The sequence below is a fragment of the Flavobacterium tibetense genome (assembly GCF_003293845.1).
GTDB lineage: Bacteria > Bacteroidota > Bacteroidia > Flavobacteriales > Flavobacteriaceae > Flavobacterium > Flavobacterium tibetense.
Map to the genome: position 1 here is coordinate 172,278 of NZ_QLST01000004.1, position 16,102 is coordinate 188,379.

17 protein-coding genes and 1 tRNA gene are annotated in these 16,102 nt (G+C 30.0%); 9 read left to right on the forward strand and 9 right to left on the reverse strand.

Annotated features, from left to right (window positions below):
• The first annotated feature begins 20 nt into the window (after nucleotides 1–20).
• On the forward strand, nucleotides 21–503 hold the full coding sequence (locus DPN68_RS04750) for a hypothetical protein (protein ID WP_113988503.1): 483 nt from the start codon (nucleotides 21–23) through the stop codon (nucleotides 501–503).
• Between the two features lie 7 nt (nucleotides 504–510).
• On the opposite strand, the gene DPN68_RS04755 is transcribed toward DPN68_RS04750, so the two are convergent.
• Together DPN68_RS04755 and rbfA are read right to left on the reverse strand one after the other, a co-directional pair.
• Nucleotides 511–1,710, reverse strand: coding sequence for an ABC transporter permease (locus DPN68_RS04755; protein ID WP_113988504.1), 1,200 nt, complete (start codon nucleotides 1,708–1,710; stop codon nucleotides 511–513).
• A gap of 1 nt (nucleotide 1,711) precedes the next feature.
• Nucleotides 1,712–2,104, reverse strand: a complete 393-nt coding sequence (rbfA, locus tag DPN68_RS04760) for a 30S ribosome-binding factor RbfA (protein ID WP_113988505.1) — start codon at nucleotides 2,102–2,104, stop codon at nucleotides 1,712–1,714.
• 198 nt (nucleotides 2,105–2,302) lie between these two features.
• Between rbfA and mce the strand changes: the two genes are divergently transcribed.
• The 8 genes from mce (at nucleotide 2,303) to DPN68_RS04800 (ending at nucleotide 8,350) form a co-directional block, all read left to right on the forward strand.
• Complete coding sequence (gene mce, locus DPN68_RS04765; protein ID WP_113988506.1) at nucleotides 2,303–2,704, forward strand: methylmalonyl-CoA epimerase; 402 nt, start codon at nucleotides 2,303–2,305, stop codon at nucleotides 2,702–2,704.
• A gap of 51 nt (nucleotides 2,705–2,755) precedes the next feature.
• Nucleotides 2,756–2,829 (forward strand) — tRNA-Ile (locus tag DPN68_RS04770).
• Nucleotides 2,830–2,943: 114 nt separating this feature from the next.
• Nucleotides 2,944–3,831 carry a hypothetical protein gene (locus tag DPN68_RS04775; protein ID WP_113988507.1) on the forward strand — a complete coding sequence of 296 codons (888 nt, stop codon included), beginning with the start codon at nucleotides 2,944–2,946 and terminating at the stop codon, nucleotides 3,829–3,831.
• Between the two features lie 124 nt (nucleotides 3,832–3,955).
• Nucleotides 3,956–4,255 carry a helix-turn-helix domain-containing protein gene (locus DPN68_RS04780; protein ID WP_113988508.1) on the forward strand — a complete coding sequence of 100 codons (300 nt, stop codon included), beginning with the start codon at nucleotides 3,956–3,958 and terminating at the stop codon, nucleotides 4,253–4,255.
• Complete coding sequence (locus tag DPN68_RS04785) at nucleotides 4,252–5,142, forward strand: hypothetical protein (RefSeq protein ID WP_113988509.1); 891 nt, start codon at nucleotides 4,252–4,254, stop codon at nucleotides 5,140–5,142. The genes DPN68_RS04780 and DPN68_RS04785 overlap by 4 nt, the downstream gene beginning before the upstream one ends.
• A 28-nt stretch (nucleotides 5,143–5,170) precedes the next feature.
• Entirely contained in the window at nucleotides 5,171–6,454 is a 1,284-nt protein-coding gene (locus DPN68_RS04790; RefSeq protein WP_239987010.1) for a site-specific integrase, read from the forward strand.
• A 35-nt stretch (nucleotides 6,455–6,489) separates the two neighbouring features.
• Complete coding sequence (locus DPN68_RS04795) at nucleotides 6,490–7,353, forward strand: AAA family ATPase (protein ID WP_113988510.1); 864 nt, start codon at nucleotides 6,490–6,492, stop codon at nucleotides 7,351–7,353.
• Nucleotides 7,319–8,350 carry a DUF3871 family protein gene (locus DPN68_RS04800; RefSeq protein WP_113988511.1) on the forward strand — a complete coding sequence of 344 codons (1,032 nt, stop codon included), beginning with the start codon at nucleotides 7,319–7,321 and terminating at the stop codon, nucleotides 8,348–8,350. Before DPN68_RS04795 ends, DPN68_RS04800 begins: the two co-directional genes overlap by 35 nt.
• A gap of 157 nt (nucleotides 8,351–8,507) precedes the next feature.
• Here the strand turns inward: DPN68_RS04800 and DPN68_RS04805 are convergent, their stop codons facing one another.
• The 7 genes from DPN68_RS04805 to istA all read right to left on the reverse strand — a co-directional run bounded on the left by DPN68_RS04805 (nucleotide 8,508) and on the right by istA (nucleotide 15,920).
• The gene (locus tag DPN68_RS04805; RefSeq protein ID WP_113988512.1) at nucleotides 8,508–9,377 is read right to left on the reverse strand and encodes an Abi family protein; all 870 of its coding nucleotides are present in this window, start codon (nucleotides 9,375–9,377) and stop codon (nucleotides 8,508–8,510) included.
• Nucleotides 9,378–9,449: 72 nt separating this feature from the next.
• Nucleotides 9,450–10,679, reverse strand: a complete 1,230-nt coding sequence (locus tag DPN68_RS04810) for an McrC family protein (protein ID WP_113988513.1) — start codon at nucleotides 10,677–10,679, stop codon at nucleotides 9,450–9,452.
• The gene (locus DPN68_RS13360; RefSeq protein ID WP_113988514.1) at nucleotides 10,672–13,146 is read right to left on the reverse strand and encodes an McrB family protein; all 2,475 of its coding nucleotides are present in this window, start codon (nucleotides 13,144–13,146) and stop codon (nucleotides 10,672–10,674) included. The genes DPN68_RS04810 and DPN68_RS13360 overlap by 8 nt, the downstream gene beginning before the upstream one ends.
• A gap of 33 nt (nucleotides 13,147–13,179) precedes the next feature.
• Nucleotides 13,180–13,338 carry a hypothetical protein gene (locus DPN68_RS13150; RefSeq protein WP_157958497.1) on the reverse strand — a complete coding sequence of 53 codons (159 nt, stop codon included), beginning with the start codon at nucleotides 13,336–13,338 and terminating at the stop codon, nucleotides 13,180–13,182.
• Nucleotides 13,339–13,414: 76 nt separating this feature from the next.
• A complete protein-coding gene (locus DPN68_RS13155; protein WP_157958498.1) occupies nucleotides 13,415–13,567 on the reverse strand; it encodes a hypothetical protein in 153 nt (50 codons plus the stop codon).
• A 50-nt stretch (nucleotides 13,568–13,617) separates the two neighbouring features.
• Entirely contained in the window at nucleotides 13,618–14,355 is a 738-nt protein-coding gene (istB, locus tag DPN68_RS04825; RefSeq protein ID WP_113988361.1) for an IS21-like element helper ATPase IstB, read from the reverse strand.
• A 17-nt stretch (nucleotides 14,356–14,372) separates the two neighbouring features.
• Nucleotides 14,373–15,920, reverse strand: coding sequence for an IS21 family transposase (istA, locus tag DPN68_RS04830; RefSeq protein WP_113988360.1), 1,548 nt, complete (start codon nucleotides 15,918–15,920; stop codon nucleotides 14,373–14,375).
• Between the last annotated feature and the right edge of the window lie 182 nt (nucleotides 15,921–16,102).

The window sequence follows — 16,102 nt, forward strand, 5'->3', positions numbered from 1 at the left end:
GGTACTTAATCAATTGCAAAATGAAAAAGAAACTATTTTTATCCCTACTTATAAGTTCGTTGTTTTTAACTTCATGTAAAAAAGACGAAGAAACAAAAATAACAGAAGAAACACAGCAAACAGCCCAACCCATCACAGGAGAGCAATGGCTGAAACAACGAATAGGGCAACCACAAGTGCAACCAGCGCAAACGCAACAAACCCAACAAACAAATGCAACAGAAACACCTCCAGGAATTAATCCTCCGCACGGGCAACCAGGTCACCGATGTGAAATTGCAGTTGGCGCACCTTTAAATTCGCAACCAACTACAAGTCAACCGCAAGTAACACCACAAACGGCACCGCAAGTAGTGAATCAAAAACCGGCAGAACAACCACAAATGAAAATCAATACCAATACAGGTTCTGCAACTATATCAGGTGCAAAAATGAATCCACCACACGGACAAGATGGACATAGATGTGATGTTGCTGTAGGAGCACCGTTACCAGCGGAGTAGTGGATTTTTACCCAAACAAATTTTTACTCACCGTTCTTGAAGCAATCCAAGAAGAGGCAAACCCAAGTGTAGCAATGGTGGCTAATACAATTCCAATGTTTTGCCATTCATAAACCACAGGATAAGCTAAAGTGGGCGTAATCATCAAAAATTCAAACTGCTGTTGTAAAAGAACTAAGGCGCTTCCTAAAATCAATCCAATAGCGCTACCAATAACTGTGATTAACAAACCTTGGTATAAGAATATTTTTTGAAGCGTTCCAATGGTGTTGCCTAAGTTGTAAAGGGTTTTTAGGTTTTCTTTTTTATCAATAATAATCATTACCAAAGCACCAATTAAATTAAACAAGGCAATAATAATAACTAAAGTAAAAATCAGATAAACCACTACGTTTTCTGTATTGAGCATTTTGTATAATGCATCATTCAACTGCATTCGGGTTTTTACCGTTACGGCGTTGTTGAATGTTTTTTCAATAAAAGTTATGGCTTCTTTTTCAGAAACATTGGGTTGTAATTTAAATTCAATGTGCGAAACTTGATTGGGTTGTAATTGCAGTACATTTTGGGCTAAATCTAACGAACAATACACATATTTTACGTCAACTTCTTCATTGATGTTGTAAATCCCAACGGGTTGTAAAGTAGCAATATTGAAAGCATCTTCCGGTCGGTCAAAAGTTCCTTTTCCTGGTTTTGGTGTGTAAACTTCTAATCTATTGGTATAATCAAACAAACCTAGAGAGAGTTTTCGGCTAATTTCGGCACCAACAATCACTTCTTTGGTGTTGTCTTCCAGCCAATTGCCTACATACAAATGTTGGTCAATAGCACTTACTTTGGTAAATACACTATCAACTCCTTTTAAATAAGCCACTTGTTCTTTTTGGTCGTAAAAAAAAAGCACGCGATCTTCAACTACTTTGCTGTAATTCGCAATTAAATTACTGTTGTTTAGAGCAGTTTCTTGTTGGGAAGTAATAAAAAGTGTTTTTCCTTCTTTGGGAGCCAATTTTAAATCGGGATCGCTGGCATTGGTAAACCCAATACTAAAGTTGCGCAAACCACTAAATGCCGAAAGCACTACAAAAAGCGCCATGGTTCCAGCAATAATGCCCAGCGATGCAATACCTGTTATAATATTGATAGCGGTATTTTTGCTAAAACTCGCAGTGTAACGTTTGGCTATGTAAAAAGAAAAATTCAAGTTACGATTTCTTTCTTTTGTCTAATAATTCAGGGTTCACTAACGGATTTTCATTTCCAGTCAAAGCGTTGTCAATTTTTTCAATGTAATCTAAACTGTCATCAATGTAAAAAATCAAGTTAGGTACTTTACGCAATTGGTTTTTTACACGTTGCGCTAAATTGTGTTTGATTAGCGGTGCATTTGTTTTTACTGCTGCTAATAATTCTGGGCCTTTCTCCGAAGGGAACACACTCAAAAACACTTTAGCTATCGATAAATCAGAGGTTACATTTACTTTAGAAACCGAAATAATTAAATTCGTAATCCCATTTTTGCGCACTTCACCTTGTAGAATATCTACTAAATCGTTTTGTAATAAAGCGCCTATTTTCTTTTGTCTATTTGTTTCCATGGTGCAAAAATACGTAAAAGCGGTTTAAAGTTAGCAATTTTGTTTTTTGAAGCGAAAGTTTCTGTTATTTTTGTAATCCATTTTCCTGCTTTCCGTTGCAATCTTTTTTAATTCTTTCAGGTTTAAAACGTTGAAAGAATTAAAAAAGGATTTCCACTACAATCAGGGCTAGATGGTAATCCATAAACCTTTTGCAAAATGAATAAAATAGAACATATCGGTATTGCCGTTAAAAATTTACAAGAGTCAAATGCTGTTTTTGAAAAATTATTTGGTCAACCACCTTATAAAGAAGAAGAAGTGGCTAGCGAAGGCGTAAAAACATCCTTTTTCATGAACGGACCGAATAAAATTGAGTTATTAGAAGCCACAAACCCAGAAAGTCCAATTGCAAAATTTCTAGAAAAAAAGGGAGAGGGCATTCACCACATCGCTTTTGATGTAACCGATATTGAAGCGGAAATTCAACGACTAAAGCAAGAAGGTTTCGTAGTTTTAAACGAAATTCCTAAAAAAGGAGCTGATAATAAATTAGTTGCCTTTTTACATCCTAAAAGCACAAATGGCGTGCTAATTGAGTTGTGTCAAGAAATAAAATAAAAAAATCTTGCAACCCAAAAAAAATAGTAGTAATATTGCACACTCAAAACTGGTCCTATAGCTCAGTTGGTTAGAGCACCTGACTCATAATCAGGTGGTCCCTGGTTCGAGCCCAGGTGGGACCACAAAGAAAACAAAGGCTTTACAGAGATGTGAAGCCTTTGTTTTTTTATCAGGTCAAACATAGGTCAAACATTATTGAATATTCAATATTTTTATCTTTCAAAACCATTGATAATATGTTGCCTGAAAGTCTCAAATTTTACTACGATTTAGCTTTTAATGAAAGTCAAGATATTTTATTATCTGATTTTTTAAATAATACAGAACTTTTAGAAAAAGGATTTGATTACATTCCAGATAATGACTGCTATTTATTGACTAATTTAATTGAAGCAGGTGAAAAATTTGAACTGCATGTTGTTAGTATAGACAGAAATGATTTTGCAAAAAATAAATTAAAAGTATATAAAAATCAATTATTTGATTACTTGTATACTAATAACTTTTGTTTAATTGATGATGAAAAAAATAAATTCTTCAACAATATTTTTGATGAAATTTATTTAATATTTAAGAAGATTAATATTTCCAGTAATAAAAATCAAGCTATTATTCAAAAGGAAATTAATGAAGTTGTAGAAGAGATTTATTCCTTATATGGAGATGTTTCTAAAACCCACAAATTATTCAGAAGTTTACTTCTCAACAGAGCTAGTGCTAATACATCAAAAACGTATTTTGGATTAAAGCCAGATATTAAAAAATCTTTTTTAGTTGAGCTTTATGACTTGTGTGTAGATTTATTTTTGATTGATGACACATCATTAACTGAAGATAGTTTTATAGAAGTGTTTAGCTGCACAAAGCCAAGTTCATCAGCCCATATTCAATTTGTTGAAAAAAATTACCCTATAGTTGTTTTACTAGAGGGAATACAGCCATTCTTTGAAAATCTAAATTTCATGACAATTGAGAAAAGTCAAATGTTTTCTAACAAACAACATAAACTTTTAGCATCAAATGATATGTATGCAGTTAAATCACGTAACAAAAACAATCAAGACCCTTTGATAGAAGAGATAAATGAGAGAATTGAAGAACTTAAATCAACTCATTTGAAATAACCTTACATTTTACCTTACACTTTGCCTTAAGTCCCCCTTACACTAACAATTTTGGGGTTTTTTTATGCTGTTTCTTTGCTTCATAATTAACAAGGAAAAGCGCTTTTCCATAATATTTAAAATTATGGAATTAATCCAAAAGTTAAATGAAATTGAGGTATTGTTAAAAAATCAGCATACCTTTTTTAAAGAGTTTTTAACTCTTAATGAAGCATCAGAGTATCTTGATCTGTCAAAGTCAGCATTATACAAGATGACCAGTAAAAAGGAAATTCCTTTTTACAATCCTGGAGGTAAAAAGATTTACTTCAAAAAAGAAGAATTGAATAACTGGATAACAAATGCCAGAGTAGATTCATCTTTAGAAGTAGAACTTGATGTTACTTCTTATTTAAGTAGAACTAACAAAAATCAAAAGTTATGATAGATTTTGTTAGAATATTCTACAAGGATAAATTTAAGTTAGAAGAATCTATTATGACTGACTCAAGAGTTAATGAAGTTAATTGTGTGTTTGATTATAAGTCAGATGAGCTTAAATATCCATATAAGTCAAAAATTGAAAACGTTGAAATTAACATTACCAATAATTTAGGCTTTGTATATGGTTCATTACATAAGTTCTACAATAGTTGGAAAACAGGAGAAGAGCAAAATTACAATGATTTTACGTATTCAAATTTGATAGAAGTAATAGATTATTTATCGTTAAGAATTGTTGATTTTGACATTATTGCTTTAACTCAATTAGAAGTAGGTTTGAATCTGGACTTGGAGATTTCACCAAAAGAGTTTTTAGAAAAAAATGTTCATTTTCATAGCTTTAAAGGATTTAATCGCGATATCAATTATTCAGGTGGAGGTAAAATGTTTCAATTTGATTATACTCAATTTTACATTAAAATTTATGATAAAGGCAAAATGTATAAACAGAAAAAAAATATTTTAAGATTTGAATTAAAACTTTTTAGAAAAAGTATGTTTCAGGAACTTGGAGTATACAATATTTCAGATTTAAGAGATAAAAATAAGCTACGAAAACTGTTTATTTTATTGACTAAAAGGTTTGATGAGATGTTAATTATTGATGATTACAGTGAAAAAAACATTGATAAAAAAGATTTGATTTTACTAAATAAATACACAAATCCAAGATTTTGGAATAATGAAATTAAAAACAAAACAAGAACTACAAAAGCTAATCATGTTAGAAAGTTAAATCAACTTTTAGAAAAATATGATTTGACAAATCTTAAATCAAGTTTAAAACTTCAATTACTTCAAAAGTATTTACAATTTATAAATAATTAAAACTTTACGCTTTTACAACATAGTATATGTGGAATTCGTAAACCTTAAAGAAATAATAGCCATGGTAAATGTCAAGATAATTTTAAGAAAAAAAGTAAATAATGAAGGATTATATCCTGTTGTTTTAAGAATTACAAAAGATAGAAAATCCAAGATTATATCACTTAATTTTAAGTGTAGTTTAAATGATTGGAATGATTCAAATAGTCAGTTTAAAAAGTCATTTCACAATCACAGCCAAAGTAACCTTGCACTAGCTAGGATTAAGGAAAAGGCATTGAAAGTAATAAATGATTTTCAGCTTGATGAGATTGACTTTACTTTAGAACAATTTGAAGAAAAATTTAGGGGTAAAGAACTTAATAAAATATCTGTTTTTGAGTTCTTCGATGAATTAATAACTGATTTAATTAAATCTGGAAGGGTTGGAAATGCAAAAGCAATAAGAGAAACTAAGCAATCATTTTTTTCTTTTTGTAAAAGGAAAAACATAGTTTTCAAGGAGATAACACCATCCATGTTAGATAAGTATGAAGTTTTTCTAAAGCAGAACAATAATTCTGATGGAGGTGTAGCTTTCAAAATGAGAGAATTACGTTCTGTTTACAATAAAGCTATTAAACAAGGTGTAGTTCAGGAAAAGTATTATCCATTTAAAATCTATAAAATCTCAAAATTGAAAATTGGAAACATTAAAAAGGCATTAACAAGAGAAGAAGTTAGGCTAATTGAAAATTTTGATGTTTCACTATATCCAAATTTAGCAGAAGGAAAGAGCCTTTTTTTGTTCTCATATTTTTGTAGAGGTATGAATTTTTACGATATGATGTTATTAAAGTGGGCTAATATTTCTGGAAATCGAATCTACTATATTAGATCAAAAACTAAAGGGAGGTTTAACATTGAAATTTTACCAATAGTTCAAGAAATACTTGATTTCTACAAAATGCAAAACTTAGGAACAGATTATGTGTTTCCCATATTATTAAAGGAAAACATGACTGCTACAGAGATTCAAAATAGGAAGCATAAAAAGTTAAAAAAGTTTAATAGTGATTTAAAAAAGATGGCTGAAATACTTGAAATAAACAAACCAATTTCAAGTTATGTAGCTAGACATAGTTTTGCAACAAATCTAAAGCATTCTGGAGCTGCAACTGATATTGTGTCTCAATCAATGGGGCATAAAAATGTTGCCATAACAATGAGTTATTTAAAAGATTTTGATAACGATATTATTGACAAAGAAATGAATAGGTTGGTTCAAGAAAGTGTGATTACACATTACGAATATTCAAGGTTTGCTGTTTAGCAAACCTTTTTTTATTAATTCAAAAACTCAAAAAAATGCAATTAAAAAAATCAGAAAGAAGTAAAGCCAAGATAAAAATGGCTTTACAAGGACCAAGTGGTTCAGGAAAATCAATGAGTGCTATTTTACTAGCACAAGGAATTACAAATGGAAATTTATCAAAAGTAGCTTTGATTGATTCAGAAAATGGTTCTGGAAACCTTTATGCACATCTAGGGGGCTACAATGTTTTAAATTTAGAAGCTCCACATTCTCCAGAGAGATATATTGAAGCAATTGAAGTATGTGAAAAAGCAGGAATGGAAGTGATAATTTTAGATTCCATAAGTCATGCATGGGATTATTTAATAGATTATCATTCTTCATTACCCGGTAACTCATTTACAAATTGGGCAAAAATCACTCCAAGACAAAAAGCATTTGTAGATAAGATTTTACAATGTAATGCCCATGTAATTTGTACCATGAGAGTAAAACAGGATTATGTGTTGAGTGAAAAAAATGGTAAAATGGTGCCTGAAAAAGTAGGATTAAAGGCAATTCAAAGAGATGAGATAAGCTATGAATTTACAATTGTATTTGATGTTGATAGCAAACATTATGCTACTGCATCAAAAGACAGAACTTTGCTTTTTGAAGGGAAGCCACAATTTCTAATTAATGCAAGTACTGGTAGTAAAATTTTGCAATGGTGTAATAGCACACTTACTATAGCACAGTTACAACAGAAAATTGTGGAATGTATGACTGTTAAGGAATTAACGGATTTATACCATGCTAATATTTCTCTTTCCACAAGTATTGAAAAAGATTTTGTCAACAAAAGAGACCTTCTTAATAATTTAACTTCAAAAATTTCAAGCAATGGAAATGGAACTTACCCTAGCACCAGCAAATAACAGTATCACAATTCTTGAGAGACTTGTAGAGAAAAAAGCTCCTACTTTTTTAGAAGTAAAACAACCATTAGTATTGCCAAAACTTCCATTTATTGAAGCTAATACAGAAAATGTTAGCCTCTCTCATTTGAAAGAGAATTGTATCATACCTGTCTTTACAAAGGATAATGAAATAACTATTAGCCATCAACAATTTATAGAAACTGTTTTAGAAGCAGTTAGTCAAGTTTTTGGAAATGAAACCATTGAATCTCCTGAAATCAGAACCAGTCATTTGATAAGAGGAAGAACTCCTGATGCACTTCATGTTCCTGCTAAAGAGCTGTTAGACCACCAGAAAACCATGTATTATGAAAGAATGGCTTTTTGCATTAAAATCCCTAGCATTGCTCAAGATGTTGGCGGAAACAGGCTAGAATTGACAATTGGAGGGGTGAGAGCCTATAATCAAGAGAACTTGTACAACAAAAAGACATATGAAAAATTCAAATTTTTTATTGGATTCAAAAATATGGTTTGCTGTAATTTATGTATTTCTACTGATGGTTACCAAAGTGAAATCAAGGCAATAAGTAATTATGATCTTTTGGAAAAGGTAAAACTTACAATTCAGCAATACAAAATGGAGGAGCATGTTGCAACCTTGAAAAACCTTAACAATTTCCAACTTTCAGAAAGGGAATTTGCTCAAATTATTGGTAAAAGTAAACTGTATAATTACCTGCCAAAAAATGAAAAAGCACATATACCTGAGTTGCTTTTGAATGATGGGCATATTAATGCTGTAGCAAAAGACTACTATAATGATGAAAGCTTTTGTAGAGATACAAATGGTGACATTAACCTTTGGAAATTTTATAACTTATTAACCGGAAGCAACAAATCTTCCTACATTGACACTTTCCTTTCAAGAGGAGTGAATGCCTTTGATTTCAGTAAAGGCATCTCAAAAGCACTAAGTGATGGTGATTCCAACTATGCTTGGTTTTTGAGTTAAATGAGAACCCAGCTTTTTAGCTGGGTTTGTCATAAAAAAATAAACCCAGAGCAAGTCTGGGTTGTTGTTTTATTTTTTTATAGTGCAGTATTAAAGCATAATGAATAATAGGGCACTTTGTAGTGCAAAGATACATAACATATTTGTTATATACAAATTAATCTATATAACCAATTTCATTTGTGATTATATTTTTAAGTACTTCATTTTCAGAATGCTTGTCAAAAGTTTCTTTTATCTTTTCTTGCATTTCATTTTTTCTGTCATTTGAAATTTGTTCTAAAATATATAGAATTACTTTTATTGATGAATCAAGAGAATGTCTATTGTTATTGTTAAAAGTTATTCCAGGTATTGCAGATATTCCTTTAGGTAATCTAAGGTCAAAAAGGACACCACCATGAGCACAAGTATTCCTAATATAAACAATAGTTTCCATTAGATTAATAAATTTATCAATGTTGATAATACCATATTCATTAGCAATTCTCTTTTTTATTTCACTATCCAAAAATGATTTATAAATTTTTAAAATTGTTCCAAAAGTAAAAAACTCAAGGGTTTTCCACGCAGGAGCAAATTTGTCATTAATGTATTTTTGATGATGAAGTTTTATTACTTTGTTGTTTTTTTTAAATTCATCATTATAGTGATTTTCAACAGCATTAATAAATTCAGAATTAATTACCTTTGGATCTATAAACCAAGTTGGAGAATTTTTGTGAGTGTTTGAGGCGTAATAAACAACTTTTGTTCTAAAGTTTATTTCAATTCTGTTCATGTACTTAAGAAGTATGTTTCTCAAATCAACATCTAAATAGTATAATAAAACAGCATTTGAAAACTTAGTCCCTTTTGCAAAATTATGGTCTTTATCAATTTCAAATGGATTCCAATAAAAGCCAAGCCTATAATAACCAATATCTAATAAAAACTCTTTGATTTTGTCTTTGTCATAATCAAGCTCCATTCCTCTTTCTTCAAGCTTCACTATTTGCTCATTAAAATTTGTTGCCTTATTGCCCATCTTATCTATAACTTTTTACAAAGATTACCCTTTATTATATTAAAGGAAAGTCAAACTTATTCACAATTAAGATTAGTTTTTAACAACCAGTTTATCAAAAATATCTTGAGATAAAATTCTTCCTTCCCTCACTTTTGAACCATTTAAAACACTTACAAAACCTAACTTACATTTCTTTTTTAAGTCGTTATAATGATATTCTCCAAACTTACTATCCTCTTGATTGACTTTTGGATATAAAAGCATACTTTTTTCAGCTTTCCAGTGTAAATTATAGGTAAACATCTGTTTTAAATCATCATCTGCTGGTTTATTTGCTTCAACAATTTTCCACTTTGTATCAATAACAAATATTTCTCCTGTATTAGAAGTAATTACTATGTCAGGTCTAATTGTTTTTGTTTCCCAAAAGTCTTCTTTATTTTGAAATGAAATTTGATAGCCTTCTGGCTTGTGTTTTTGTAGTATTCTATAAATATACTCTTCCCATAACTTATTCATGTCAAACAATAAGGTTAGCATATTATCATTTCCTGAATTTAAGTTAGGAGAATAATTTAAAATCAACATTTTTGCTATATCAATAGATTTTAAATAAGGTCTTGTTTTTCTATCAGTATTTAGTTTGTTAAAATGTGATTTATTAATGTTTAATTGCTGGTAATCTTGGAACTCAAACAACAATCTGTTTAATTTATCTTTTAAATGATTATTTAGTAAATCCTCTAAAACTAATAATCCTCTGAATAATATTTGATGGATTAAATGGTCTTTGTCATAAACTTGGTGTTCACAATAAAACCTTTCTTTATGAACTACATTTTTTTGAATATTTTGAGAGAAAACTAATTTACCTTTTAATGCATTTTGATTGCTTTGAACTCTTCTGTATTTTTTGATTAATCCCTTTTTTACAAGGCTTTCAATTTCATTTAAGTACATTTCAAAATACACTTCTAAAATAGAATTGTATTTTTTATTAAGGTTAGTTTCTGAAACATTATCTACTTGAATGTGTTTACAAACCTTAAGCATGTTTAGTAATGCATTTTGCCAAGTTCCCTTGTCAGGGTTATCACTTTTGTCTGCTTTTGGAAGTATCTCAATTGTTAAACTACCTATTTGAATTACACCAACATAACTATTAAATAAAACTCCTTTGTGAACTATAGTAAAGTACTTGTTTTGGTTCTTTTCATTGAATAGAACCATTGCATCAAAATGATTTTTTTTGAAATCTGAATTTTCATCATATTTCAATTTTTGATATTCAAATACCTGTATGAAGTTCTTTTTACTCATAGATAGAAATGAAATCTTTTGCTATTAAATTATCACAGTTTTTAATTTGATACATTTTCTTTTCAGTCAAGAAACTTGTATCCTCATAAGGAGTGAATTTTGCTAATTTAGCTTTGCTTTCTTTTTTCTCATCTATAAAAGCTTCTCCTAAAACTAAACCTATTTTACCAAAATCACCAAAAAAGTACTCTTCTAAAAGAGGAATAATTTTATTTTTAAATACAGATTTTAATTCCTCTAATTTTTTGAGGTTTATAAAAAATGAATGTCCTATTTGATGGTCTTTATCAATTAACAATTCTATCCTATCATTAATTGTTGTTAGCATTTGAGTTAAATTAATTTCTTTTGCATCTTCAATACTCACAAGTTCTAATAACTCAGGCTTTGAAGACATTTCTACAAAAGAAAATCTTCTTCTTAATGCAGTATCTAATGCTTCAACACTTCTATCAGCTGTATTCATTGTGCCAATAATGTACAGATTATTTGGTACTGAAAATTTGTCTTGAGAATAAGGTAATATCACTTCTATTTCTTCTCTGTTTCCTTTTCTTTTATCCTCTTCAAGTAATGTTATTAATTCTCCAAAAACAGATGAAACATTACCTCTGTTTATTTCATCAATAATTAGTACATACTTTTTTTCAGCTGTACTGCTATTTATCTTTAGGTTATGTTTTTCTTTTAAATATTGAATTACACTGTTTACATACCCTTCCCATCCATTAAATTCCTGATGACCATTAACTTGCTTGAAGAGTTTCTCTTTTGTAAGTGTTCCTTGTTTATTTATGTTTTCAGATGTAAATAGATTTAGATTATTATTAGAATTAACATTAACTCTAAAAGTCTTGTTTTTAGGTGTTGTAAGAACTAAATAGTCATTGTCTTTCTCTAAAATTTCTTTTACCAAATTACTATATGCTTCTTCAAAATTTGAATCATTTTTAACATCTGCATATCCAGCTATTTGTTTAAAAATACCATCTTTAACTTCATATTTTATTTGATCATCTACATTTTCAGGTTTTATTCCTTCTATGAAATCTTCATAGCTCAAACTTTGATGAAAAGTGGTAAAATGAATCTGGTTTGATTTTACTAAATCTTTATATCTATTTAAAATTACATCTCTGTCTTTTTCTGTCTTATCTTCATAGCTTTTGTCATCTATTAACTCAATAGCTATCTTTTTTGTTGAATAGGTTTTTCCTGTTCCTGGTGCACCAAAAAGTATTTGATTTAATGCTTTGTTTTTAGAAGTTCCTTGCATTTTGTCATTAGTGTTTGAAGATGTTGTACTTTTTAATTCAGATTCAATTTTGTTTAATGTTTCCTTTTTAGAAAGGTTATAAAATGTAGTTTGTGGACCATCAGAAATTACAAAATTTGAAATATCTTTTTTTAAAAACTCAACTTCTCTATAATGCGAAAATGGTTTTGTATCATCAAAATTATAATCTGTAATTATTTTACCAATTGCCAAAACTGAATTTCCATCCATTAAAGTAAAAACATCATTAATAGCGGCATTAGAATAAAAATCATAAATTTCTCCTGCTTTCCTTGAACATGTTTTTTTATCTTTAAATTCATACCCTGCTTCTGTTAACAATTCCTGAATTTTATTTCTATCTTCAACCTCTTGCTCTTCTAAATCACCAATTTCATTCCAACCAATTGCTATATAATTTTCATTCAACATTTGGTTATAATATGAGTTGTTTCCATCATTACTTCCTATTCTCCAATATTTTTTACCTTCATTGAAATGACTAGCAATGGTGTATATGAAATCTTGTGTCAGTAGATGAAGATTATCATCATTGTAATTTTCAGTTTCAGAAGTAAATTTTTTATAGGTATTAATAAAATCAGAGTCTTTTTTTATAAAGTCTAAAACTTCATTAGAAAGATCAAGGAAGTTTAAAAGATTATTGTAATCTCCTGCCTTAACTTTTGGTAATTCAAGTTTTAAGCTAAAGTTTTTAAACATAGTAAACTTATACAAAAAGTACTTTTCAGGGTAATGTAAAGTTAGGTATAGTGCAATAGCTCTAAAGTCTTTATGACTGTGATAGTTTATCTTTTTATCAGGAACTAAACTTTGAAGTTCAGGAAGTTTTGAATCATAAAACTTTATGAAATTTTTTATTCTCTCCTTTAGTTCAATTTCTTCATTGAATAAATTATTGAATTCATCAATAGTCTCTTCTTTAAAGTTTTCAAACATCCAAAGAGTATGTTTAGTAGGGTAAAAGTTACCACTTTCCCATAAATTCCTTTTCCCTTCAACAATAAAAGCATTTTTATACATTTCTGGAATATCTTCAGCATTCCAGTTCCATTTACTATAAACTTGATTTAAAACACCCCATTTATATTTCTCTTGGTGTTCTGATTTTGGAAGTTCAAAATATCTTTTATAGTCTTCCCAATATTTTTGGAGTTTAGTAATATTCATTAATTCGTTTTTAGTGTATTCCTTAATAATATTCTAAACTTCTTGGTTTTTGAAAACCTCATACTTTTCCAGTTTATGCTTATTAAGAACTGTGTTGATTTTTTTTGATATTACTGAATTTGTTACAAGTTCTTTATCTTTTTTATCTATTGAAAGATTTGAAATATTAAATTGAAATTCTGAAATATCCATATTTTTTTTATCAGGAAATTCAAACTCAATTACACATGTTCCATCACAACCTAGTTTGTCAAATCTATATTTAAATTTAATAGATTTTAATTGTATAAATTGATGATTCTCTTTTTGAGTGCAAATTCCAGTGATATTGACCACCCAATTCCAATTTAAAGTGACCACCTGATTCCAATTCAAAATGACCACCTAATTTCGGAGCAAAATGACCACCTCCATTTTTCATTAAAAACTACATTTTTTCTTGTGTTAATTTGTGATTCAAATATACTAAAATTACTCTTTGTTAATTCCTCTTTTCTTTCTCATGGATTCGCCTAGTAATTCAATGCGATGGGATTGATGTATGAGTCGGTCTAAAATGGCATCAGCTATGGTTTTTTCTCCGATTATATCGTACCAACCTTGTACTGGTATTTGAGAAGTTACGATTATAGAACCATTATTGTGTCTATCTTCAATGATTTCCAAAAGTGTAATTCGGTTTTGACTATCTAACGCTTGAAGTCCAAAATCGTCTAATATAATGACGTCTTGTCGTTCTATTTTGGCTAATTCTCTCAGATAAGAACCATCGGCTTTAGCCATTTTTAACTTAGCGAATAACTTAGATGTGTTATAATAACTGACTTTATATCCTTGGATGCAAGCTTGATAACCTAATGCGGTTCCTAAAAAACTTTTACCTACTCCTGTACTTCCTGTGATTAATACATTCTGATTTTTCTCAACAAAATCGCATGCAGCTAATCTCAACACCACGTTTCTATCCAGATTGCGTGAAGCATCAAAATTGATATTTTCAATATTAGATTTGTAATGGAATCGAGCGTTTTTAATACTTCTTTCAATGCGACGATTGTGTCTTTCATCCCATTCAGCATCAATGAGCATTGCGATAAATTGGTCTAGCGTGTAATGATCTGTTTTTCCACTTTCAATAGCGGTTTTAAAAGCGTTATGCATGCCATAAAGCTTCATTTGTTTCATTTTGGTTGTGGTGATTTCATTCATAAGTATTTGATTTTAATTTATTTGTAATAGTTTTTTCCTCTGATGTTGTTGTGATTTGGTAATTCAAATTCTTCTTCTTGCTCATTCTCAGCGTTGTCTAAGTTGTTTTCTAAAATGTTTTGGATGGCTTTAAAACTGTAAATCCTAAAATCGAGTGCACGTTTACAAGCGTTGATTAATCGTTGTTTTCCTACTTTCTTCTCAAAGTTTAGTATTCCTAAACAACTTTTATATGCTTGCTCTGGATGATTTCTACTTTCGATAATTTGGATAATATAATCCGCTACAGCTTGGTCAATACTGTTTGCCCAATCAATAAAACGACTAGCACTCCAATCAGCAACAAACTGATGCGTGCTAGCTAAATGTTCAGCAATAGTTGTGTAATGGTAAGGTTTGTAATTTCTGGGATGAATAGCGATTCGGTTGTATTTGTAGAAGATTTCAACCGAAGTTTTGGTATACAAAAGTTTTACTTTTTTTCTCACGTATTGGTACGGAACACTGTAATAACTCTTGTCTTGACTTAATAATGCATGACCGTTCTGCATTACTGTAGCGAAGGATTGGTACTTGATTTCAAAACGTTCTTGAGGTAATGGACGTAGTTTTTGCTTCTCATCTTCTATAAATAATTCATAGCGAGAATACGGTCTTCCTGTGAGCTTTTTGTGATTATGAACATCTAATAAATCCCATATTTGTTGATTTAATTCTTCCAAACTATAGAACTGTTTTTGTTTTAGATGTACATAAATTCTTCGATACAAGATTTTTACAGCTCCTTCTACCAATGATTTATCTCTTGGTTTGTAAGCTCTTGCAGGTAATATGGTAGTTTCGTAATGCTCTGCTAAATCGGCTAAGGTTTCATTAATTGTAGGTTCAAAACGACTACTCTTAATTACGGCTGACTTTAGATTATCGGGAACAATTGCCGCAGGAACACCTTCAAAAAAACGCATAGCATTCTCTACCGAAGTCACAAAATCTTCTTTTTGTTGACTCATTGAAGCTTCTGCATACGTGTGTTGACTTGCGCCTAGTATGGCAACAAAAAACTGAACTTCTTTAATCTCTCCTGTATCTTTATCAACAATAGAAAGTGTTTTTCCAGCATAATCCACATACATTTTATCACCTGCTTTGTGATTCATGTGCATTACTGGATTAACGCGTTTACCCCATATTTTAAAGTGATGTCTAAATTGAGAACTCTTAAAACCATCAGGGTGTATAGCAATATATCGCTCCCACATGTGCTGGACGGTAACACCAACTTTCTTGAGTTCGCGTTCCATTTGTGGAAAAAAATCATGAAGCTTTTGTAGTCTAGGATCTATGCTTTCAACAGTATTCTGTGAAAATAAAACTTCAAGTTCGGCATCTGTTTTGGCATCAATAGCTTCAAAACTTAAGCCTAGAAGTTCAAATAAAGAAATATATTTCTTTACCGTATTTCTTGAAAGTGATAAGTAAATGCTAATAAACAATTTACTCTTACCACTACAGTGAAATTTAATTACTTTTCTAATCTTACTCATGTCTGTTACTTTGTTTGCCATAATCCGTATTTTTTGTACGAATGTATGGGCTAACAACATGAAAAAAAGTAACTGTTTTTAATGTCTAATTTATCCTAAATTTTAGGTGGTCAATTTGGACTGGAATTAGGTGGTCAGTTTGCACCGAAATCGGTGGTCAATTTAGACTGGAAAGTGGTGGTCAATTTGACCGTTTTTTCCAA

What these genes read in the sequence shown, in the direction of transcription:
- DPN68_RS04750 (WP_113988503.1), top strand. Translation starts at nt 21, where the DNA reads ATGAAAAAGAAACTATTTTTATCCCTACTTATAAGTTCGTTGTTTTTA.
- rbfA (WP_113988505.1), bottom strand. Translation starts at nt 2,104, where the DNA reads ATGGAAACAAATAGACAAAAGAAAATAGGCGCTTTATTACAAAACGAT.
- mce (WP_113988506.1), top strand. Translation starts at nt 2,303, where the DNA reads ATGAATAAAATAGAACATATCGGTATTGCCGTTAAAAATTTACAAGAG.
- DPN68_RS04775 (WP_113988507.1), top strand. Translation starts at nt 2,944, where the DNA reads ATGTTGCCTGAAAGTCTCAAATTTTACTACGATTTAGCTTTTAATGAA.
- DPN68_RS04780 (WP_113988508.1), top strand. Translation starts at nt 3,956, where the DNA reads ATGGAATTAATCCAAAAGTTAAATGAAATTGAGGTATTGTTAAAAAAT.
- DPN68_RS04785 (WP_113988509.1), top strand. Translation starts at nt 4,252, where the DNA reads ATGATAGATTTTGTTAGAATATTCTACAAGGATAAATTTAAGTTAGAA.
- DPN68_RS04795 (WP_113988510.1), top strand. Translation starts at nt 6,490, where the DNA reads ATGCAATTAAAAAAATCAGAAAGAAGTAAAGCCAAGATAAAAATGGCT.
- DPN68_RS04800 (WP_113988511.1), top strand. Translation starts at nt 7,319, where the DNA reads ATGGAAATGGAACTTACCCTAGCACCAGCAAATAACAGTATCACAATT.
- DPN68_RS04805 (WP_113988512.1), bottom strand. Translation starts at nt 9,377, where the DNA reads ATGGGCAATAAGGCAACAAATTTTAATGAGCAAATAGTGAAGCTTGAA.
- DPN68_RS04810 (WP_113988513.1), bottom strand. Translation starts at nt 10,679, where the DNA reads ATGAGTAAAAAGAACTTCATACAGGTATTTGAATATCAAAAATTGAAA.
- DPN68_RS13360 (WP_113988514.1), bottom strand. Translation starts at nt 13,146, where the DNA reads ATGAATATTACTAAACTCCAAAAATATTGGGAAGACTATAAAAGATAT.
- DPN68_RS13150 (WP_157958497.1), bottom strand. Translation starts at nt 13,338, where the DNA reads ATGGATATTTCAGAATTTCAATTTAATATTTCAAATCTTTCAATAGAT.
- DPN68_RS13155 (WP_157958498.1), bottom strand. Translation starts at nt 13,567, where the DNA reads ATGAAAAATGGAGGTGGTCATTTTGCTCCGAAATTAGGTGGTCATTTT.
- istB (WP_113988361.1), bottom strand. Translation starts at nt 14,355, where the DNA reads ATGAATGAAATCACCACAACCAAAATGAAACAAATGAAGCTTTATGGC.
- istA (WP_113988360.1), bottom strand. Translation starts at nt 15,920, where the DNA reads ATGGCAAACAAAGTAACAGACATGAGTAAGATTAGAAAAGTAATTAAA.